Below are 20,461 nucleotides of genomic sequence, written 5' to 3'. Positions count from 1 at the left end.
TCCGCAGTCAGGGCCAGACCTTGATCGCCACGGGCCGGCGGACGAGGTCGCGGTGCGAGGTGATCTCGCAGCCCCTGGTCGCCAGCGTCGCGTAGAACAGCGAGGCCGTGTCGCCGACGTCGTCGAAGTTGCGCCCCTGCGCGGACGGGTCGAGCAGAGAGGGATAGGCGATCAGGCCGCCCGCAGCCCCGCACGGGTCGTCGTACAGCGTCGCGCCGGCGAGCAGCAGGCGCGGCTCGTCCCAGGCGATGAGGTCGCGCGAGGTCGTCCAGTAAAAGCCGGATTGCGGGAACTGGCCGCCGGCCTTCGCCATGAACACCGCGACGAAAGCTCCGGTGCCGCGATGACGTACCACCGCGCCGACCGGTGCCGGAAACGGCGCGATCGGCTTGCAGGTGTCTGTGCGGTTCACCGCCGTCCGGTACGGATCGGGGAAGGCGGCGGTGAAGCCGGTGCCGGTCCAGGCCCGCCAACTCGCCGGATCGGCCGGCGTCTCGGTGCGGAACAGGCAGACGCCGTGTTCCTGGTCGCTGCCCGGCTGCTCCCAGCCCGTGGTCGAAGCCAGGAAGTAACGGTAGCGGCCGTTCGAAAAGACGTTCGATGGGTTGAAGAAGCCTCGGTGCCGGCCCTGGTCGATCTCCTGCCGGAACGGCGCGCCGGCCACCACCGCAGGAGGCTTGCTCCGCGAGAAGGTCAGCCCACCATCCGTCGAAGTCGCGCCGAGCACGGTGTTGTACCAGCACTCCATGTAGAGCTTGGAACGGCAGCGGCCGGAATGCTCGTTGGCCTGGTATTCGTGGTGCAGCAACGCCGCGACGGCCTTGCCGTCATCGGTCCAGGTCGCGGTGATCCAGGAGCGATCGTCGTACAGGGCCGGGTCGGCCTGCTCGCCGGAATCGAGCACGATGCGGCAATCGATCTTCAGATGATCGAGGTCGGGGCCGCGGAGCGCCCGGTTGCGATAGTGCATCCCGAACAGCGCCACGGCGCCCGTTGCATCCCGATAGGCGCGCGCTGGCGCATCCGGAACGTCGGCGCCGTCACAGGCATCGCGGGAGGCCACGAACAAGGGCGATGGCGGCCCGACCAGCGTCAGAGCCGAGAGCGGCGGCTCGCCGGCTGCTTGGACGACGCTGGCAAGCGCCAGGAGGCCAACGAGGCCTGCGAGGGCGCGGAGGATCATCGGGACGGCCTGGACATCCGCTGCAGAGTCAGTCTTGAACCGTTACAGAGTGCTTGCCGTCTCGCTTGTCGCGGCGCGGCGTCCACAGGCCGGGCGGCCTCGCGGGAAAATCGATGGCGATCCTGATCCTCGGCCTGGTGCTGTTTCTCGGCCCACATGCCTTCACCATGCTCCGCGGGCCGCGGGCCGCGCTGATCGGGCGCCTCGGCGAGAAGCGCTACAAGGGCATCTACACCATCCTGTCGCTCCTCGGCTTCGTGCTGATGATCTGGGGCTTCGGCCGCTACCGAGCGGATGGCATGATCCCGGTCTGGGACCCGCCGGTCTGGACGCGCCATCTCGCGGTGCTGCTCACGCTCTTCGCGTTCATCAGCATCGCGGCGATGGGTCCGAAGCCGAGCCACATCCAGGCGGCGGTCAAGCACCCGATGCTGCTCGCCATCAAGATCTGGGCAACGGCCCATCTGCTGGCCAATGGCGATCTCGGCTCGATCCTGCTCTTCGGCGGGTTCCTCGCCTGGGCGGTCGCCGCGCGGATCAGCCTCAAGCGTCGCACGGACGAGCCCGCCCACAAGCTTCCGAAGCCGGCCCCCGCCGGTTGGCGCCGAGACGCTACCGCCGTGATCGGCGGCATCGTCGTCTGGTTCGTCTTCGCGCGCTTCCTGCATCCGCTGCTGATCGGCGTGGCGGTGTGGCCGGGGCAGGCCTGAGGCGTCACTCCGTCTTTGCGCAGCGCATTCCATTCGCCAAAGCCCGGCCGTCGTGCTAGGCGCGCCGCCTTGAGATGGTTGAGGCGGGCTCGGCCCGAACGGGCGCCCGGAACGGAATGGCCGAGAACAACGAGTTCTTTCGCGAGGTCGAAGAAGACTATCGCCGCGACCAGATCGCCGCGATCTGGAAGCGCTACAGCGTCCTGATCATCGCCGCGGCGGTGCTGCTCACGGCCGGCGTCGGCGGCTGGCGCTATTGGCAGCATGCCCAGCTGGTACGCGCCGAGCAGGCCTCCGAGCAGTTCGACAAGGCGACCAAGCTCGCCACAGCCGGCAACGATGCTGAAGCGGACAAGGCCTTTGCGGCGCTGCGGAGCGACTCCCCGTCCGGCTACAAGATCCTCGCCCGCTTCCGCACCGCTGCCGATCTGTCGAAGCGCGATGCTGCGGCCTCGGCCGCCGAGTACGACAAGCTCGCTGCCGACACCTCGCTCGGCGACGGCCTGCGCGATCTCGCCCGCCTGCGCTCGGCGCTGATCCGCATCGATGCCGCCGACCCCTCCGCCGCGCTGACCAGCCTCCAGGGTCTCGCCGCGCCGACCGGAACCTTCCGCCACACCGCCCGTGAGATGCTTGGCCTCGCCGCCCTCAAAAAGGGCGACTCCGAGGCCGCCGGCCGCTGGTTCGACCAGATCGCCGGCGATGCCGAGACCCCCCAGAGCCTGCGCCAGCGGGTTGAAGTATACGAGGCGCTGGTCTCGGGCGGAACGGTGACGGTCACCGAGGCCAAACCCGAATTGGCCGCTCCGCCTCCGATGACCCGCTAGCCCTTCTCGATTGTAGACTGACACCATCATGGACATGCCGACCGTCGCGATCGTCGGCCGCCCGAATGTCGGCAAGTCGACCCTGTTCAACCGTCTGGTCGGCAGGAAGCTCGCCCTCGTCGACGATCGGCCCGGCGTCACACGCGACCGCCGCGAGGGCGACGTCGCCTTCGGCGGCCTCAAGTTCCGCGTGATCGACACCGCCGGCCTCGAAGAGGCCGACGAAGACACGCTGACCGGCCGTATGCGCCTGCAGACCGAGGCCGCGATCCTCGAATCCGACGTCGTCCTCTTCGTGATCGATGCCCGCGCCGGGGTGCTCCCGGCCGACCGTGGCTTCGCGGAGCTGGTGCGCCGCTCCGGTTGCCCCGTGATCCTGATCGCCAACAAGGCCGAGGGGACCGGGGGGCTGGCCGGTGCCTACGACGCGTTCTCGCTCGGTCTCGGCGATCCGATCCCGTTCTCGGCCGAGCACGGCGAAGGTGTCGGTGAATTGCACACTGCCCTCCAGGAGACGCTCCCGGAGTCGGACGATGAAGATGAGGACGATGACGATCCGCGCGGCAAGGCGCTCCGCGTCGCCATCGTCGGCCGCCCCAATGCCGGCAAGTCTACGCTGATCAACCGCATGCTCGGCGAGGAGCGTCTGCTCGTCGGCCCCGAGGCCGGCATCACCCGCGATTCGATCTCCCTCGACTGGGAATGGCGCGGCAAGCGGATCAAGCTGCACGACACCGCCGGCATGCGCCGCCGCGCCCGGATCGACGACAAGCTCGAAAAGCTCGCGGTGTCGGACGGGCTGCGGGCCGTGCGCTTCGCCGAGGTGGTGGTCGTGCTGCTCGATGCGACGATCCCCTTCGAGAAGCAGGATCTCACCATCATCGACCTCGTCGAGAGCGAGGGCCGGGCCGTGGTGATCGGCCTCAACAAGTGGGATCTCGTCGCCGATCAGCCGGGTCTGCTGAAGACGCTCCGGGAAGACTGCACGCGACTGCTGCCGCAGGTTCGCGGGGTCGGGGTGGTTCCGCTGTCGGGGCTCGCTGGAGAGGGCATCGACAAGCTGATGCAGGCGATCATGGCCGCATCCGAAGTCTGGAGCCGGCGTGTCTCGACGTCGAAGATCAATGACTGGCTGAGCGAGTCGACCTCGCGCAATCCTCCGCCGGCCGTCTCAGGCCGCCGCATCAAGATCCGCTACGCCACTCAGGTGAAGAGCCGGCCGCCCCATTTCGCGCTGTTCGGCAACCAGCTCGACGCCTTGCCGAAGTCCTACACGCGATACTTGGTCAACTCGCTGCGCGAGGCCTTCGACTTGCCAGGGACGCCGATCCGGCTGTCACTTCGGACGACGAAGAATCCCTTCGACAAGGGCTGATCGGCCGGAAGATCTCCGGCCGATCAGGACGTCGTCTCAGGCTGCCGCGGCGATCGGAGCGAGAGCTGCGCCGGGGACCGGATCGGCGCCGTACAGGTTCGGGCCGATCGTGCCGCGCAGGAAGCCGGTTTCGACGAAGTACCAAATGCCGCCGATGAACGGCACGAACATGATCAGGATCCAGAGGCCCGACTTGCCGCGATCGTGGTAGCGCTTGATGCCGAGGCAGATGCCGGCCCACACGGCGGGGATCATCAGAGCCAGGTTGGCGAGGATGAACGGCACGGCGGCAGCTCCCTCGACCGAGTAGTTGCCGGCCTCGCCAGACTGGTTGCCGATGAATCGGCCGATGACGAGATTGACGATGGTCATGACGACCATGAGGGCTAGGCCGAACAGAATCGAGCCCTTCCAGAACTGGCCGCGGCCAATTCTGCCCTGCGCCGAAAACAGAAGTTCTTTCATTTTTTAGCCCCCAGAGACGGCTTGTTGTCGGCCTCCGATTTTTCGAGTTCGGGCCGATCCTCGTCGCTAGGGCCGTTCGACGGCCGCCTCAATGGCCAAGCTTAAAATAGGGACACAAAAACAAGACAAACGCACCTCTTGCCCAAGACTGAGTGTGGATAAATTCAACTATTCCCCACGGGTCGTCTCCGCGAGCCAGTCGACCACCGAGTCCATGGCGTGACGATTGCTGGTTTCTCCCCCGCGCATCTCTTCGAATAACGCGATCTGCCGGTCGGCGCTGGTGCCTTCCCGAACGATGCGATGGGCTTGCTCGACCTCGGCGCGACAGTCGAGGGCTTCGATATCCTCGGCGATCAGCGAGAGCACAGTGTCGAGGTAGTCCGGGAAGGGGAAAGCCTGCTCGGAGGCCTCGTCGATCAGCTCGGCTTCGACGCCATTGCGCTGGGCCCGCCAGAGGTTCTCCTGCGCCAGGGCCCGCGAGACGCCATTGAGATTGGCGTTGAGATCCGGCCGCCGCTCCACGAGGCGCACGAGGCAGCGATAGATCGCGGCAATGGCGAGTGCGTCGTCGAGACGGGTGCAGCTGTCGGCGATGCGCAGCTCCAGCGTCGGGAATTTCATCGACGGCCGCAGCGAGTACCAGAGGAAGCTCGCATCCTGAATCGAGCCGGCATTGACCATAATGCGCACGTAACGCGCGTAATCCGCTTCAGTGGTGATCAGCTCTGGCAACCCCGTGCGCGGCAGCTCCCCGAAGGCACTGAGGCGATAGGCCGAGAGGCCCGTCGGCTTGCCCTGCCAGAACGGCGACGAGGCCGAGAGCGCGAAGAGCAGCGGCTGAAACGGCAGCAGCCGGGTCATCAGCGCGACCCTGTTGTCCGGTTCCTTCACCTCGACATGGACATGCATTCCGCAGATCAGGCTGCGGCGCCCGGCGAGCCCGACGTCGCGCAGGATGCCGCGATAGCGGTCGCCCTTGGTGGGGAGCTGTCGCGCCCAATCCGCCACGGGATGCGTGCCCGCGGCGAAGACCAGGAGCCCGTGCTCGCGGCCGATCTCGGAGAGCTGGCAGCGCTGCCGATGCAGCACCTCGCGCGCTTTTGCGAACTCGGTGGAAGGCGGTGTGCACACCTCGACCTGACACTGCAGCAGCTCGCGGCCGATCTCGGGCAGCCGCTCTCCGGCCTCGACATGGAAGGGCTTCACCGAGCGCCGGGGCGTGCCGCGGGTCTCCGCGTCCGCCAGAAAGTACTCTTCCTCGATGCCGAACTGATAGCCGTGACCGGCCATTCCGCGCCCTCCCCTGGCGACCGGCTCGCACAGGCCGGGCTCTGAGAACGTGTAGCGGAGCCGTTCGGTTCAGGTGGGAACGATGCGATGGTCCCCGCCCACCAGCCACGCCGGATCGAACCAACGATCGGCCTCGCCATCGTAGGGCAGCCGAGTGATGTCCCATTGCTGGATGTACTTGGCGTAGATGTTCCACACGGCGATGCCGCCGCCGACATAGATGCGCCGGCCCGGATAGCGCGCGAGCACTTCTTCGGGGTCCTCGTGCGAACGGATCACATCGATCGTACGGTCCTTGAAGGCGAATTCGGGGACCGATGCGATGGTCTTGGGGCCGGCGATCAGGACGTGGCCCATGGTGATCGCGAAGAAACGCGTCACGTCCTCGACGAAGACCGGATCGGTGTTGCCCTCCCAGGGCAAATGGCCGTTCAAGCCGAGCTGCCCGCGCTGCCCGATGGCGCACATGCTGCGGACGTCGATCATGCCAGTGCCTCGGGCGTACGGAAGGCGAGTACCTGCCCGGTCGGAAAATCGAAGATCTTTCCGCTCTCGCTCCAGTCCGGCGAGGCCAGCCGCACGAAGCTCGGCGCGAGATCCTCGGGCGTCTTTAGCGTCTCCGGGTCCTCGCCCGGCATGGCGGAGCGGCGCATGGCGGTGCGCAGGGGACCGGGGCTGAGAAGCATGGCGCGGATTGGCGTGGTCTCGGTCTCGGCGGCGTAGGTGCGCACCATGGCATCGAGCGCGGCCTTCGAGATTGAGTACGGCCCCCAATAGGCCCGGCACTTCGAGGCGGCACCGGAGGTCACGAAGATCGCGCGGCCGGCATCCGAGCGGCGCAACAACGGATCCAGAGAGCGGATCAGCCGCCAATTGGCGGTGACGTTGATGTCCATCGTCTGCTGCCAGACCTTCGGCGTCAGATGCCCGAGCGGCATGAGTGCGCCAAGGATGCCGGCATTGCCCACGAGAATGTCGAGCCGGCCCCAGCGCTCGTCGATCGCCGCGCCGAGCCTGTCGATCGCGTCGTAGTCGGTGAGGTTCAGCGGGACGAGCGTGGTGCTCGACCCGACGGCCTGGATCGCGTCGTCCAGCTCTTCGAGCGCGCCCTGCGTGCGGGCCACGGCGATCACATGCGCACCGGCTTCCGCCAGCGCGAGGGCGGCGGCACGGCCGATGCCGCGTGAGGCGCCGGTGACGACGGCGATCCGGTCGGCGAGCGGCTTGTTCGAGATTTCGGTCATCGAAAGATCATTCCCCTACCGTCATTCCGGGGCCGCGCAGCGGAACCCGGAATCCACGACTGGGCACACGAGTCCCACGGGAACGACGGCATCACGGGTGGATTCCGGGCTCCGCTGCGCGGCCCTGGAATGACGGGTTTGGGATGCAGCACGGCCGTGCCGACCGCAAGCACGACCGATCAATCCGCCTCGGCAAGGAGCGCGAGGCGGCGCTCGCCGGCGATCTTCAGGTCGGTCAGTCCGGTCGGATAATCGCCCGTGAAGCAATGGTCGGTGAATTGCGGGCAGGATTCATTCCGGCCGTCCTCGCCCATGGCGCGGTACAGGCCAGGAATCGAGAGAAACGCCAACGAATCCGCGCCGATATAGTCGCGCATGCCCTCGAGATCGTAGGTCGCGGCCAGCAACTTCTCGCGCTCGGGCGTGTCGATCCCGTAGAAATCGGGATGCGTGATCGGCGGTGATGCGATCCGGAAGTGTACCTCGCGGGCGCCGGCTTCACGCATCATGCGCACGATCTTGATCGAGGTGGTGCCGCGCACCAAGCTGTCGTCGACCATCACGATGCGCTTGCCCTCGACGGCGGCGCGATTGGCCGAGTGCTTCATGCGCACGCCGAGTTCGCGCACGGTCTGGGTCGGCTGGATGAAGGTGCGTCCGACATAGTGGTTGCGGATGATGCCCATCTCGAAGGGCAAACCCGTCTCCTGCGCGTAGCCCAGCGCCGCAGGCACGCCGGAATCCGGCACCGGGATCACGATGTCGGCCTCTGCCGGCGCCTCGCGGGCGAGCTCCCGGCCGATGTTCTTTCGGATGGCGTAGACGCTCTTGCCGTTCACTACCGAGTCCGGCCGGGCGAAATAGATGTACTCGAAGATGCAGGGCCGCATCGGCTGCCGCTCGGCGAAGCGCATCGACTCGATGCCCTCTTCCGAGATCACCACCACCTCGCCGTTCTCGATGTCGCGCACGAAGCGCGCGCCAATGATGTCGAGGGCGCAGGTCTCAGAGGCAAGGATGTAGCGGCCGTCGAGCTCGCCCAGTACCAGCGGGCGGATACCGAGCGGGTCGCGCGCACCGATCAGCTTCTTGTTGGTCAGCGCGACGATGGCGTAGGCGCCCTCGATCCGCTGCAGGGCGTCGACGAAGCGCTCGATGATGCGCGGCTTCCGGCTGCGGGCGGCGAGGTGCAGGATCACCTCGGTATCCGAGGTCGACTGCGTGATGGCGCCTTCGCTCACGAGGTCGCGGCGGATCGAGAGCGCGTTGGTCAGGTTGCCGTTATGGGCCACTGCAAGGCCGCCGCTCGCCAGTTCCGCGAAGAGAGGCTGCACGTTGCGCAGTACGGTGCCGCCGGTGGTCGAGTAGCGCGTGTGGCCGATCGCGGCGCGGCCACGCAGGCGCTCGATGGTGGCGCGGTCCGAGAAGTTGTCGCCGACGAGGCCCTGGCGGCGCTCGGAATGGAAGACCAGCCCGTCGAAGGAGACGATGCCGGCTGCCTCCTGGCCGCGGTGCTGCAGGGCATGCAGGCCGAGGGCCACGACCGCCGAGGCATTCTCATGGCCATAGATGCCGAAGACGCCGCACTCTTCGCGGAGAGTGTCTCCGTATTCGCCCAGCGGATCGCGGTCGCTCTCCACGTCGGGGACGCTCACGCCGCAATCAGACATGCCGATAACGAGTCCTCGTTGCCGGAAGCGGGCTCCGGACGATCTTGGAAAAGCGCTACTTAGTCGGCCTTGCGTCCGTAACCAAGAACGGTTCCACGCAGATCAGCGTCCCGATGCCGGCGTGGCCGGAGCGGCAGGCTGGGCGTCACTTCGCTTCTGGCCACCGGTATCGGTCTCGGCCGGCGGCTCGACCGGCTCGCCGGTGCCGTCACCCTTCGGCTTGCGCAGGTTCTTCAGGAAGCCTTCGGGATTGGCCGGAAGCTGCGCGACCAGCGCGTCGCCGGATTTCTCCAGATACGGCTTGCTCTTCGCCTGCGCGGCCCATTCCGGCATTTTGCCCTGGACGAGCCACGCCAGGAAAACCCAGCCGATCACGCAGATCAGGAAGCCGCGCGCGGCTCCGAAGATGAACCCGAGGGAGCGGTCGACCGCGCCGATGCGCGAGTCGAGCACGATGTCCGAGATCTTGACGGTGATGATCGAGACCACGATCAAGGTGCCGAGAAAGATCGCGGCGATCGAGGCAACGAGCGCGACGGTGTCGCTGGACACGTGCTGCTTCACCGTTGGAAGCAGCATCGGGTGCAGCGTCCAGGCCACGGCTGCGGCCACCACCCAGGCCACGATGGCGAGCACCTCGCGGGTCACGCCGCGCACGGCGGCCAGAAGCGCGGAGATCATCACGATGCCGAGCACCACGAGATCGAGGATCGAAAACGGCATCGCTGTCGGCAATCGTGGGGGCTGAGGACGCAGACGAGCGCGACCACGACGGCTCCCCCTGAGCCGCAGGCCTTCGTCTCTTGGTTACCGAATATACCCCGCCCAACCTCGGCCGTCACCCGTCGCAGCGGCGAAACGCAGTTCGTAAGGGCAGCCAAGCGAGGCCGTGAAGCCGCCCCGCAACGAAAAAGACGCCGCCCGGGCTGGGCGACGTCTTTTTGAGGAGTATCCGCAATGCCGTCGACGATGGAGGTCGAAGAGGCTCAACCTCGGCAGATCGAATGCCTTACTTGATCTTCGTCTCTTTGAAATCGACGTGCTTGCGCACGACCGGGTCGTACTTCCGCATGGTCAGCTTCTCGGTCTGCGTGCGGGAGTTCTTCTTGGTGACGTAGAAGTAGCCGGTGTCGGCGGTGGAGATCAGCTTGATCTTGACGGTGACGGCCTTGGCCATGGCGCGGCGCTCCTGAAGCGGTGTGACGGGGCATTCCGCTTGGGCGAAACGCAAAAGGCCGGGCGAAACCCCGGCCGAATTCGGCGCGGTGAATGCCCGATCGGGCCCCATCCGTCAAGGCTGACGGCGCTACGGTGGCCGCGGACTCGACCGATCGTGTCGGTCGCCTTGCACATTATTGCAATTCGCGTTCTGTCGTCGGGACGCTTGCCGATCCGCTCACGAGAGAGAGGGGCTGCATGTCCTCGTCCGACCACACGCTTTCGATCACCCCCGAACTCACGCCGATGATCCCGCGCTACAGCGCGACGGCTCAGGTCCTGCATTGGCTGACCTCAGCCCTTGTCGTTGCGGTGCTGCCGCTGGCCTGGGTTGCCGCGAGCCTCGCGCGGGAGGAACCGGCCAAGCCGGTGCTGTTCGCCTTCCATAAGTCGGTCGGGCTGACGATTCTTGCATTGGTGGTGATCCGGATCCTGTGGCGGATCGTCAATCCACCGCCGCCTGAGGTCACGGAACCGCATGGCCTCGCCCTCATCGCGAAGGCGAGCCACTGGCTGCTCTATGCCGTCTTCCTGATCATGCCGATCACCGGCTTCCTGCTCAGCGCCTATAACGGCAACGCGACACAGTTCTTCTACCTGTTCCCGATCCCGGGATTCGAGAAGAACAAGGAGCTTCACGAGGCCTTCGAGAAGGCTCATCTCGTCGGACAGTGGGCGGTCTACCTCCTCGTCGGACTCCACATCCTGGCGACGGCCTGGCACGTGGCGATCCGCCGGGATTACGTGCTCGACCGGATGCTACCCCGGCAGAATCCCGATCGGCTGATGAAGCCTCAGCCCCGCGGCGGATAGGTATGCTCGATGGCCGGGAAGCGGCCCTCGCGGACCTCGTCGGCGTAGCCTTTGACCGCCTCCTCGATATGGGCGCGCAGCGAGCCGTAGCTCTTCACGAATTTCGGCGCGCGGTCTGACAGACCGAGCATGTCCTCGAGCACGAGGATCTGGCCGTCGCATTCCACGGTGGCGCCGATGCCGATGGTGAGCGCCGTGACCTCCGGGGACCGACAGATCGTACGCGCCACCGGCTCGACGATGCCCTCCATCACGATGGCGAAGGCCCCTGCCCGGCTGATCGCCACGGCATCGGCCGTCAAGGCCTTCTCGCTTTCGGCCGAATGGCCCTGCACCCGAAAGCCACCCATCGTGTTCACCGATTGGGGCGTGAGGCCGATATGGCCCATGACCGGCACGCCGCGCTCGACGAGGAAGGCCACCGTCTCCGCGAACTTGGCCCCACCTTCCATCTTGATCGCGCCGGCGCCGGTTTCCTTGAGCACGCGGGAGGCGGTGAGGAACGCCTGCTCCTTGCTCGCCTCGTAGGAGCCGAAGGGCAGGTCGACGACGACCAACGCACGGTTGGTTCCTCGCATCACCGCCTGGGCCTGCACGATCATCATCTCGACGGTGACTGGTAGGGTCGACTCCATGCCGTGCATCACCATGCCGAGGGAGTCGCCGACGAGGATGAAGTCGCAATAGGCGTCGAGAATGCTCGCGGTGTGAGCATGATAGGCGGTGAGTGAGATGATCTTGCGACCTTCGGCCTTGCAGCGCGCGAGATCGACGGCTCGGAGGCGCCTGGATTGGACGACCTGCGACATGACTTCCTGCCTCGATCCGTTAGATCCGCAACCACGCGCGTTGGCGTTGGACGACGCAGCATACACGCAGTTCCGCGGCATAGCCGCACCGCGCTTCCGATCCAATCAGGACTATCGTTTTGGAGAGAGGCAGCCCGGAGAGGTCTGCATCACATGCGTGGTACGGTGAACCGTCCCGCCTGCCCTTATTCGGGCGTTTCCTCCCTGGACTTCGAGCCGTCTCCGGGCGTGCCTTTTTTCCGCCACATCCCGGCGAGTGTCAACAGCCGCGGCGACGCCGATGCGATTGAATTCGCTGAATTTTTGGGCGCGGCTCAGCATCTGCCTCAAGGCTAGGCGCATACAAGCGAGGATTGCAACTAGAGGGTCTTTTCAAGGAAGGATTCGATCCACTCAGGTTGTGTCTCCCCAACCGAGCGCCCGACCTCGTTCTGACCCTTGAAGGCGATCATGGTGCTCTGACTGCGTGCGTTGAAGCGGCGGACCAGACCCTTCTGCGTGTCGAAGTCGATCTCGAAGATCGAGAGTCCGGAGAAGCGCGGATCGGCGCCGAGTTTCAGCAGGATCGGTTTCTGTGCCTTGCAGATGGGGCACCACGGTGCGGAAATCGTCACGAGGACCGGCTTGCCGGCGGCCTGCGCTGCATCGAATGCGGCTTCGTCGAAAGGCACCGGCGCTGCCGCGAATGCTGCCGAACCGATGAGGATCAGGGCCGAGGTAGCGAGAAGGCAGCGGCGCGTGACCATGATCGGCTCCTTGTTGCGTATCAACGCTGCGGCTCGACAGCTGGCGGAGCCTTATCGTCAGCTGCTGCGGTCCAGGCCTTGTCCGCCTTGACGACGGCCGTGTCGTGGCTGTCCTGCCAGCCTTCCACACCGAGCGGCCACCAATAGACGCGGCTGTAGCCGGCGCTGACCAGCCGCTTGCCGGCGTTCCAACTCCCCCAGCATTCCGGCTGGCAGAAGGTGACGATCGGCTTCGACCTGTCGCCGCCGGTCAGCGCCTCGACGCGCTTGAGGAAGCCAGTCTGCTGCTCGGGTTTCATCGGCGCCACCCCTGCCCCAGGCAGCCAGACCGCCCCGGGGATCGAGCGGTGCGATGGTGACCAGAGCGTGCCCGGCGGCAGACCTTCAGGCTTACGGTCGGCGAGAACGACGTCGAGAAGGAGCGGCTTGTCGTCGGTAATGAGTTTGTCGAGGGCCGCGAGATCGACCACCGTCGCGCCATCCAGCGTCGACGGTGTGTATCCATGTTGCGGCCCCTCATAGAGTTCCAGGGGCTCCGGGACGTTCACTGGCGAGTCCGCTGGTGCGGCCGCCACGAGCAGCGCCGCAAGGATGGTCGCTCCGACGGGGCGCTTTAGGCGGACGCGAAGCATCGCCCGCTCAGTTGCTCGGCGACGGCGCCTGGAAGGTGTGCTCCCACTTGCCGTCCTGGTTGTCGGAGGCGACGACCTTGATCGGTCCCTTGCCCTCGGGCTTGAAGCCGAAATTGATCACCGGGTTGGACGAAATCGAGATGTCCCCGTCCATGTGGAAGATCAGCTTGTCGCCGTAGGACACGTCGAGTTTCTGGATGAAGCGGGCCGGCGTGTAGTCGCGAGACACCTGGTTCATCTGCATTCCCGAAAAATTCGGATGGCGGATCATCAGCGTCGCTTCGGCCGGCTTGCCGGCACCCATCTCGCCGAACTTCATCCGCATCTCGCCCATGCCCTTCATGGCCTCCTCGTCGCTCATCCCCATCGGGGCCGAGCAACCGCCGGACGCCTTCACGAAGCCCACGGACTCGTAGAACTTTCCATCCGTCGTCTCCGTGACGGCGTGGACGTTGGTGTAGTTGTTAATGCGCACGCGCAGCTTGACCTCGCCGGGGTCTGCGGCCGGCCCGAAGGTGAAGTGGGCGGCATAGGGCGTCGGATTGTCGTCGATGACGAGGGACAGGCTCTTCACCTTGTCCTTCTGTGGAAGGGTCAGGGTGATCGGCACCAGAGCGGCGTCGTCCGCACGCTTCGGCGCATCGATCTTCACCATCGTGTCGCTGGGCTCGATGGCCTTGCCGGCGAAGAGCTCCTTCTTGAGGTCGTTCCAGCGTTCCGCGCGCTCCTGGTCGGTGTCCGATGCACCCGCGGCGTAGGCCGTTCCCGCACCGAGCGCGGTGACCGACAGCGAAAGCCCGAGGGCTAGGATCGAGGCTTTCATGGCTTCCTCCTGATTGCTGATGAGCTTAGCGCGATCCGCGCCGCCTTGAATACTCGTTCGAATGAGATCACTCCCACTCGAGTTCCTTGTAGGCCTGGGTGACGTTCCTCGGATTGTAGCTGTCGAACAGCGCCCACTTGCCCCGCTCGTCCTGGGCGACGGTCTGCATCGCCTTCTCGATGGAAACGCCCGAGGAGACCGCTTTGCGCGTCTCGTCACGCAGGGCGGTGAGATATCGGGTGATGTCGGCGAGGGCCGGCTCCAGATCGACGGTGGTCGGGCCGTGGCCGGGCACGGCGCGTTTTGCGCCGAAAGTCTTCAGCCGTTCGATCTCCTTGAACCAGCCGAGCAGGCTGCCATCGAGCGAGGGGATTCGGTGGACGAACAGCAGGTCGGCCGGAAACAGCAGGCCGCTCTCGGAATCCAGCATCGAAAGATCGCAGTTGGTGTGTGCGGTCCCGTGCGCGTGAAAGCTGAGCTTGCGGCCGCCGAGATCGATCTCGGCAGCGTCCTTCACCTCCATCGTCGGATAGATGACGTTTCCGGCCTTCTCGGCTCCGAGCAGGTCTTCGAGCCGCTGTCGGTAGAAGTCGCCGCGCGCCTCCAGCGCGCCACGCAACGCGTGATGGCCGATGAAGACCGGCTTGTCCTCGCTGAACGCCGAAGCGCCGAAGCAATGGTCGGGATGGACATGGGTCAGCACGACGTGACTGATCGGCTTGTCCGTGCGCTTCCGGATCTCAGCCCGGAGCCAGGCACCATCGGCGCGGCTGCCACCCGATTCCGTGACGAGGACCGAGTCGCGGCCGACGATGAAGCCGATATTGGCAATGGCGTCGGCGTTATCGGCGCTCGCCTCCCCGTCGATGCCGCGGCGGACGAAGATTCCCGGAGCGACCTCGTCGAGCCCGAATGCTTCGGCCGAGCGCCCGAGGGTCGGAAGGCAGCAGAGGCAGAGGCCGCCGAACAGGGCCTCGCGGCGGTTCGCGTGCGGGCTCATCGCGTAGCCTTTGCGACCATCGCGACACAGAGAGTCGATCCGCTTGCAGCGGGCACGCTCATCCGTCGTCTCCTCCATCTTGTCTTTCTACCATTTAGTAGGTAGCCAGAGATCAGGTCAAGATCCGCGACGAAGATTCGGGTAAGATCGGCAATCTGCACCAGCCTTGCATGACGTTGCCGCTGCCGGGGCGTCGTGAAGACATGACGTGAGATGGATGGCCGTGATCCCGATGGGCACAGACGACGGGCGATGAGGGACACACGCAGCGAACTGCTGATGCAAGCCGAGGCTCTCGTACGAGGCCGCGGCTATTCTGGCTTCAGCTATGCCGACCTCGCGGACGCCGTCGGCATCCGCAAGGCGAGCATCCACCACCATTTCCGCACCAAGGAAGATCTCGCGATCGCCCTCGTGGCGGCCTACGACGCGCGCTACGACGAGGCGCTCGCGGCGATCTTGCAGGGACACTCGGACGGCGTCGCGCGGATCGAGGCCTATGGCCGGCTCTACCTGTCCGGTGTGGAGCAGGGACTGGGTTGCCTATGCGCCGCCCTCGCCGTGGAACTCGACACTTTGCCGGAGACCTTGCGCCGGGACATCGCCCGTTTCTTCGACAAGCACATCGCTTGGCTCGAGCGCGTCCTGGCCGAGGGCATGTCCGATGGCAGCATCCGCGCGAGCGTCGAGCCCGCCGCAAGCGCCCGCATGGTCGTAGCGACGCTCGAAGGGGCGCTGCTGCTGGAGCGCCTGCTCGCCGGCTCGGAAGGTTTCGCGAGCAGCTTGAGGGCGCTCGGGGACAGCCTCAGGCCGCCCGCCTCATAGGAACGGCGCCAATTCCTTCTCGGGCCGCGGCGGTGCGACGTCCATGCGATTCCACCAGCCGCCGCCGAGCGCCTGAAACAGCGCCACGGTGTCCGCATACTGGTTGGCGCGGGCGCTGGCTGAGGTGACCAGCGCCGAGAGGTAGGCTTGCTGCCCGATCAGCAACTGCGCGCTGTTGATGGCGCCCGCCTCGAACTGTTTGCGGATCAGGCCGACGCTCTCGCTCGTCGCCTTCTCCGCCGCGGACGCCGCCGCCACCGCGTCCGCATCCGACTGCAAGGCGCGCAAAGTGTCGGCGACGTTCTGGAAGGCGGTGATGACGGTCTGGCGATACTGGGCCTGGGCGACAGTCAGCGCTTCCTCCGAGGCGCGCTGGCGGCGGTAGAGCGTGCCGGCGTCGAAGATCGGCTGCGCAACGGTGCCGATGATCGAATAGAAGCCCGCCGCAGAGGTCGCGAGTTTCGCGATCTGCAACGCGCTCGATCCGCCATTGGCGCTGATCGTGAATTGCGGCAGGCGGTTGGCGACCGCGACGCCGATGCCGGCGCTCGCCTGCTGTACCAGGCCCTCCGCTGCTTTGACGTCAGGCCTCTGCTGCACGAGCCGGGAAGGCAGGCTGACGGGTATCTTGGTCGGCAGGCGCAGGCTGGCGAGCGTGAAGGTCTCGCTCACCTCGTCGCTCGGCAGACGCCCGACCAGCGCGGTCAGCAGGTTGCGCTGCTGGGCGAGCTGCTTCTGCAGCGGCGGCAGCAATTGTTGCGAGACCGAGAGTTGTGCCTGCTGCTGGATGACGTCGGCGCTGGCGATCTGCCCGAGCGAAAGCTGCTTGTTGTAGAGGTTGAGCACCTCGACCTGGGCCGCGATGACCTTCTTCGTCGCGTCGATCTGCGCGCGCAGCGAGGCTTCCTGGATCGCGGCGAGCACCACGTTCGAGGTCAGGGTCAGATACGCCGCCTCGAGCTGGAAGCGCTGGTTCTCGGCTGTCGCCTCCAGCCCTTCGATCTGGCGTCGGTTTCCGCCGAACACGTCCGGCGTGAAAGCGACCTGCACCTGCGGCGTGAACAGGCTGTAGGTGAGCTTGGTCGGATCGTTGAGCGGGCCCTGCAGCTGGCCGCCGGCCGCCTTGTTGTAGGAACCCTGGCCGTTGAAGCCGACCGTCGGGAAAAGCGTGCCCTTCTGCGCCTCGACGTTCTCGCGCGCCATGCGCAGCGAGGCCTGGGCGGCGTCGATCGAGGGGTTGTTCGCCAGCGCTTCCTCGACGAGGCGGTTGAGAGCCTTGGAGCGGAACAGCGTCCACCACTGGCCGGGAATGTCGGCGCCTTTGACGAAATCCTGATCCGCGGAGCCGCCCTGGGTCGTCTTCATGCCGCTGGCCGCGTGCGGATCTTTGAGCGGCTCCCGGGTATAGCCGGTGACGGCCGGATCTGCGGGCGCCATGTAGTCGGGCCCGACGGCGCAGGCGGACAGCCCCGAGGCCAGCGCCAGGATGGCGACGGTCGAGCGCAGGCGTCCCGATCTCTGCGTCGCTCCCAGCATGCCCCCGTCCAGCGATACGCACGGCGTCTTCGCACTGCACAGGCGCCCGTGCAGGCCGCGTGTCAACGCGAAGCTTCCGTTGCGCACGAGCCTTTCCGGCGCGTGTTGCGGGGGCAGCACGGGTTGCCCCGGTTCAGGCCGCGCTCGCATGCGCGCGAGCGCCCGATCCCTCGGCGACCCGCTGCGGACGACGTCGTGAAAACAGGGAGATCAACACGGGAACCACGACGAGGATGAGGTTCGGAGCCAACGTGATTCCGCCGACCACCACGAGAGCGAGCGGCTTCTGCACTTGCGAGCCGATACCAGTGGAGATCGCAGCCGGCAGCAGGCCGACACAGGCCGCGACGCAGGTCATCATCACCGGCCGCATGCGGATGTTGGCCGCGTTCCAGACCGCGTCCTTGCGGGTCTGCCCCTCGTCGATCAGCTGGTTGTAGTAGGCCAGCAGGATCACGCCTTCCATCGTCGAGATGCCGAAGAGCGCGATGAAGCCGATCGCCGCCGAGATCGAGAACGGCGTGCCCGTCAGCACCAGGGCGAAGATGCCGCCGATCATCGCCATCGGGATCACGCTGAGGGTCAGCACCATGTCCACGACGGAGGAGAAGTTGACGTAGAGGAGCAGCGCGATCAGCGCGAGGGTGATCGGCACGACCACCGTGAGGCGTGCCACGGCGTCCTGCAGGTTGGTGAACTGGCCGACCCATTCGAGGTGATAGCCGGCCGGCAGTTGTACTTCGTCCGCGACGCGCTTCTGCGCCTCGATCACGGCGCCGCCGAGATCGCGCCCACGCACCGAGAACTTCACCGGAATGTATCGCTCCTGGTCCTCGCGGTAGATGAAGGCCGCGCCCGATACGAGGTCGACGCTTGCGATCTCCGAGAGCGGAACCTGCACGACGCTGTCGCCCTGCTGAGCGCCGATGGTGATGTTGCGGATCGTCTCCAGCGAGCGGCGGTACTCCGGAGCCAAGCGCACGCGCATCGGGAAGTGCCGGTCCGAGCCGTATTCATAGAGATCGCCTGCCGCCTGTCCGCCGATGGCGGCCTGAACCGTGGTGTTGACGTCGCCGGGCGATAGCCCGAACCGGGCCGCCTTGCGGCGGTCGACGTCGATGCGCACCGTCGGCTGGCCGAGTGAGGTGAACACCGCGAGATCTTCGACGCCGGGAACGGTGGCGAGCACAGCCTTGATCTTGTTGGCGGCCTTGGTGATCTCTTCGAGGTCGCTGCCGTAGATCTTGACCGAGTTCTCGCCCTTCACGCCCGAGGCCGCCTCCTGGACGTTGTCCTCGATGTACTGGGAGAAGTTGAACTCGATGCCGGGGAAGTCGGCCGCGAACTTCGCCTGCAGTTCGGCGATGATCTCTTCTTTGCTCAGGCCCTTGCGCCACTCATCGATGGGTTTGAGCGGTGCCAGAATCTCGACGTTGAAGAAGCCGGTGGCATCGGTACCGTCGCTGGGCCTGCCCTGGTGCGACAGCACCGTGACGACTTCCGGCACCTCGCGGACGATGCCGCGAATCTTCTCGACATAGGCGTTTCCGGCCTCCAGCGAGATCGAACCCGGCATGGTGCCGCGGATGTAGAGGTTGCCCTCTTCGAGCTTCGGCAGGAATTCGAGGCCGAGCGTCTTGCCGGCAATACCGGAGGCGGCGAGCACGGCGAGCGTGATGCCGAGCGCCAAGATCTTGTGGTTGAGGGCCATGCGCAGCACGATCACGTGCCCGAAACGCATGGCCCGAACGATCAGGGTGTCGCGCTCCTCGACGTGCTTCGGCAGGATCAGCGCCGATAACGCTGGCGACACCGTGAAGGTCGCGAGCAAGCCGCCGACCAGCGCGTAGGCGTAGGTCTTGGCCATCGGTCCGAAGATGTGGCCCTCGACGCCGGTCAGCGTGAACAGTGGCAGGAACCCGACGATGATGATCGTCGCCGAGAAGAAGATCGCGCGGTTCACCTCGGAGCCGGCGATGGCGATGATGCCGAGCCGGCCGGTGAGGCCGCCGGGCGGTTTCTGCCCCTCGCTGTGTTCCGGTTCGGCCACGTGGCGAAACACGTTCTCCACCATGATCACGGTGGCATCGACGATCAGGCCGAAATCGATGGCGCCCAGCGACAGCAGGTTCGCGGAATCCCCGCGGATCACCAGGATCGCGATGGCGAAGCCCAGCGCGAAGGGAATTGTCGCGGCGACGATGATGGCGCTGCGCAGCGAGCCTAGAAACAGCCACTGGACCACGAAGACCAGGATCACGCCGAAGACGAGGTTGTGCATCACCGTGTGGGTGGTGGTCTCGATCAAGCCGCTGCGGTCGTAAATGCGTTCAATCTTCACGCCTGGCGGTAGGATGGTGGACGCGTTGATCCGATCGATTTCGGCCTCGACACGGCGCAGCGTCGGCAGGCTCTCCCCGCCGCGGCTCATCAGCACGATGCCCTCGACGACGTCGCTCTGGTCGTCGTGCCCGACGATACCGAGGCGCGGCGCGCTCGACACGCGCACCTCCGCCACGTGACGCACCAGGACAGGAACGCCCTTGACCTGCGTCAGCATGGTCTCGCGAATGTCGTCCATGTCGCGGATCAGGCCGACGCCGCGCACCACGGCCGATTGCTCGCCGACGTTCAGCGTCTGGCCGCCGACGTTGATGCTCGAATTGTTCAGCGAGTTGATCACCTGGACGAGCGTCAGGCCGTAGGCCTGGAGCCGGTTCAGGTCGACCGCGATCTCGTATTCCTTGGCCTTGCCGCCGAAAGCTGTGACGTCGACAACGCCGGGGATCGCCTTGAAGCGGCGCTGCAGGACCCAGTCCTGCAGGGTCTTCAGGTCGGTCGGCGTGAACCCGCTCGGGCCGGTGATCTTGTAGCGCATGATTTCGCCGACGGGGCTCGTCGGGGAGATCTGCGGCTGGGCGTTATTCGGCAGCGGAGGCAGTTGCGACAGGCGGTTCAGCACCCGCTGCAGCGCTTCCTGGTAGGTGAACTCGTAGTTGAACTGAACCTTCACGTCGGAGAGGCCGAACAGCGAGATGGTGCGCACCACCGTGGCGTTCGGGATACCGGCGAGCTGCACCTCCAGCGGGATCGTGATGTAGCGTTCGATCTCGTCGGCCGACTGGCCCGGAACCTGGGTGATGACGTCGACGAGCGGCGGCACCGGGTCGGGATAGGCCTCGATGTTAAGCTGCAGGTAGCTGGCGTAACCGATCCCGAGCGTCGTCAGGAACAGCAGGAAGACCAGGACGCGCTGCTTGAGGGAGAAGACGATCAGGGCGTTCATGGCGCG

Annotated in this window: 21 protein-coding genes; 6 read left to right on the top strand and 15 right to left on the bottom strand. The window is 66.0% G+C overall.

Features of this window, described 5'->3' with window-relative positions:
• Positions 1 to 7 precede the first annotated feature (7 nt).
• On the bottom strand, positions 8 to 1,183 hold the full coding sequence (locus GGR33_RS09865) for a hypothetical protein (protein ID WP_183504475.1): 1,176 nt from the start codon (positions 1,181 to 1,183) through the stop codon (positions 8 to 10).
• 113 nt (positions 1,184 to 1,296) lie between these two features.
• Between GGR33_RS09865 and GGR33_RS09860 the strand changes: the two genes are divergently transcribed.
• The 3 genes from GGR33_RS09860 to der all read left to right on the top strand — a co-directional run bounded on the left by GGR33_RS09860 (position 1,297) and on the right by der (position 4,095).
• Positions 1,297 to 1,893: an NnrU family protein gene (locus tag GGR33_RS09860; protein WP_183504473.1), complete on the top strand. Its 597-nt coding sequence runs from the start codon at positions 1,297 to 1,299 to the stop codon at positions 1,891 to 1,893.
• Positions 1,894 to 2,009: 116 nt separating this feature from the next.
• Positions 2,010 to 2,720: a tetratricopeptide repeat protein gene (locus GGR33_RS09855; RefSeq protein WP_183504471.1), complete on the top strand. Its 711-nt coding sequence runs from the start codon at positions 2,010 to 2,012 to the stop codon at positions 2,718 to 2,720.
• 28 nt (positions 2,721 to 2,748) lie between these two features.
• Positions 2,749 to 4,095: a ribosome biogenesis GTPase Der gene (gene der / locus GGR33_RS09850; protein ID WP_183504469.1), complete on the top strand. Its 1,347-nt coding sequence runs from the start codon at positions 2,749 to 2,751 to the stop codon at positions 4,093 to 4,095.
• A 36-nt stretch (positions 4,096 to 4,131) separates the two neighbouring features.
• Here der and GGR33_RS09845 read toward each other — a convergent pair whose 3' ends face one another.
• From GGR33_RS09845 to rpmG, 7 genes are all read right to left on the bottom strand, one after another.
• Positions 4,132 to 4,560, bottom strand: a complete 429-nt coding sequence (locus GGR33_RS09845; RefSeq protein WP_183504467.1) for a DUF805 domain-containing protein — start codon at positions 4,558 to 4,560, stop codon at positions 4,132 to 4,134.
• A 168-nt stretch (positions 4,561 to 4,728) separates the two neighbouring features.
• On the bottom strand, positions 4,729 to 5,853 hold the full coding sequence (locus GGR33_RS09840) for a carboxylate-amine ligase (RefSeq protein WP_183504465.1): 1,125 nt from the start codon (positions 5,851 to 5,853) through the stop codon (positions 4,729 to 4,731).
• A 69-nt stretch (positions 5,854 to 5,922) separates the two neighbouring features.
• On the bottom strand, positions 5,923 to 6,339 hold the full coding sequence (locus tag GGR33_RS09835) for a dihydrofolate reductase (protein WP_183504463.1): 417 nt from the start codon (positions 6,337 to 6,339) through the stop codon (positions 5,923 to 5,925).
• Positions 6,336 to 7,097: an SDR family NAD(P)-dependent oxidoreductase gene (locus GGR33_RS09830; protein WP_183504460.1), complete on the bottom strand. Its 762-nt coding sequence runs from the start codon at positions 7,095 to 7,097 to the stop codon at positions 6,336 to 6,338. Before GGR33_RS09830 ends, GGR33_RS09835 begins: the two co-directional genes overlap by 4 nt.
• A gap of 179 nt (positions 7,098 to 7,276) precedes the next feature.
• Positions 7,277 to 8,767, bottom strand: coding sequence for an amidophosphoribosyltransferase (gene purF / locus GGR33_RS09825; protein WP_183504458.1), 1,491 nt, complete (start codon positions 8,765 to 8,767; stop codon positions 7,277 to 7,279).
• 102 nt (positions 8,768 to 8,869) lie between these two features.
• Complete coding sequence (locus tag GGR33_RS09820) at positions 8,870 to 9,490, bottom strand: CvpA family protein (protein ID WP_183504456.1); 621 nt, start codon at positions 9,488 to 9,490, stop codon at positions 8,870 to 8,872.
• A 286-nt stretch (positions 9,491 to 9,776) separates the two neighbouring features.
• The gene (gene rpmG, locus GGR33_RS09815) at positions 9,777 to 9,944 is read right to left on the bottom strand and encodes a 50S ribosomal protein L33 (protein ID WP_183504454.1); all 168 of its coding nucleotides are present in this window, start codon (positions 9,942 to 9,944) and stop codon (positions 9,777 to 9,779) included.
• Between the two features lie 239 nt (positions 9,945 to 10,183).
• On the opposite strand from rpmG, the gene GGR33_RS09810 reads away from it, so the two are divergent.
• Positions 10,184 to 10,798: a cytochrome b gene (locus tag GGR33_RS09810; protein WP_183504452.1), complete on the top strand. Its 615-nt coding sequence runs from the start codon at positions 10,184 to 10,186 to the stop codon at positions 10,796 to 10,798.
• Here GGR33_RS09810 and panB read toward each other — a convergent pair.
• The gene (gene panB, locus GGR33_RS09805; protein ID WP_183504450.1) at positions 10,780 to 11,607 is read right to left on the bottom strand and encodes a 3-methyl-2-oxobutanoate hydroxymethyltransferase; all 828 of its coding nucleotides are present in this window, start codon (positions 11,605 to 11,607) and stop codon (positions 10,780 to 10,782) included. The genes GGR33_RS09810 and panB overlap by 19 nt on opposite strands.
• Before the next feature lie 153 nt (positions 11,608 to 11,760).
• On the opposite strand from panB, the gene GGR33_RS09800 reads away from it, so the two are divergent.
• The gene (locus GGR33_RS09800; protein ID WP_183504448.1) at positions 11,761 to 11,943 is read left to right on the top strand and encodes a hypothetical protein; all 183 of its coding nucleotides are present in this window, start codon (positions 11,761 to 11,763) and stop codon (positions 11,941 to 11,943) included.
• A gap of 23 nt (positions 11,944 to 11,966) precedes the next feature.
• Here GGR33_RS09800 and GGR33_RS09795 read toward each other — a convergent pair whose 3' ends face one another.
• The 4 genes from GGR33_RS09795 to GGR33_RS09780 form a co-directional block, all read right to left on the bottom strand.
• Positions 11,967 to 12,353, bottom strand: a complete 387-nt coding sequence (locus GGR33_RS09795) for a thioredoxin family protein (protein WP_183504445.1) — start codon at positions 12,351 to 12,353, stop codon at positions 11,967 to 11,969.
• A gap of 20 nt (positions 12,354 to 12,373) precedes the next feature.
• The gene (locus GGR33_RS09790; RefSeq protein ID WP_183504443.1) at positions 12,374 to 12,985 is read right to left on the bottom strand and encodes a rhodanese-like domain-containing protein; all 612 of its coding nucleotides are present in this window, start codon (positions 12,983 to 12,985) and stop codon (positions 12,374 to 12,376) included.
• A 7-nt stretch (positions 12,986 to 12,992) separates the two neighbouring features.
• Entirely contained in the window at positions 12,993 to 13,808 is an 816-nt protein-coding gene (locus GGR33_RS09785; RefSeq protein ID WP_183504441.1) for a quinoprotein dehydrogenase-associated SoxYZ-like carrier, read from the bottom strand.
• Between the two features lie 67 nt (positions 13,809 to 13,875).
• Positions 13,876 to 14,808, bottom strand: a complete 933-nt coding sequence (locus GGR33_RS09780) for a quinoprotein relay system zinc metallohydrolase 2 (RefSeq protein ID WP_183504427.1) — start codon at positions 14,806 to 14,808, stop codon at positions 13,876 to 13,878.
• 252 nt (positions 14,809 to 15,060) lie between these two features.
• Here GGR33_RS09780 and GGR33_RS09775 point away from each other — a divergent pair, with 252 nt between their 5' ends.
• Complete coding sequence (locus GGR33_RS09775) at positions 15,061 to 15,633, top strand: TetR/AcrR family transcriptional regulator (RefSeq protein ID WP_183504426.1); 573 nt, start codon at positions 15,061 to 15,063, stop codon at positions 15,631 to 15,633.
• Here GGR33_RS09775 and GGR33_RS09770 read toward each other — a convergent pair.
• Together GGR33_RS09770 and GGR33_RS09765 are read right to left on the bottom strand one after the other, a co-directional pair.
• Positions 15,628 to 17,169 (bottom strand): efflux transporter outer membrane subunit, encoded by a 1,542-nt coding sequence (locus tag GGR33_RS09770; RefSeq protein ID WP_183504425.1) that lies wholly within the window; start codon positions 17,167 to 17,169, stop codon positions 15,628 to 15,630. The two genes, GGR33_RS09775 and GGR33_RS09770, sit on opposite strands and share 6 nt — an antisense overlap.
• 133 nt (positions 17,170 to 17,302) lie before the next feature.
• Positions 17,303 to 20,455: an efflux RND transporter permease subunit gene (locus tag GGR33_RS09765; RefSeq protein ID WP_183504424.1), complete on the bottom strand. Its 3,153-nt coding sequence runs from the start codon at positions 20,453 to 20,455 to the stop codon at positions 17,303 to 17,305.
• Positions 20,456 to 20,461 lie beyond the last annotated feature (6 nt).

The sequence above is a fragment of the Methylobacterium brachythecii genome, from assembly GCF_014196345.1.
In the GTDB taxonomy this organism is placed as follows: domain Bacteria; phylum Pseudomonadota; class Alphaproteobacteria; order Rhizobiales; family Beijerinckiaceae; genus Methylobacterium; species Methylobacterium brachythecii.
The sequence above is the reverse complement of the archived record's forward strand: the minus strand, read 5'-3'. Positions and strand labels throughout refer to the sequence as shown.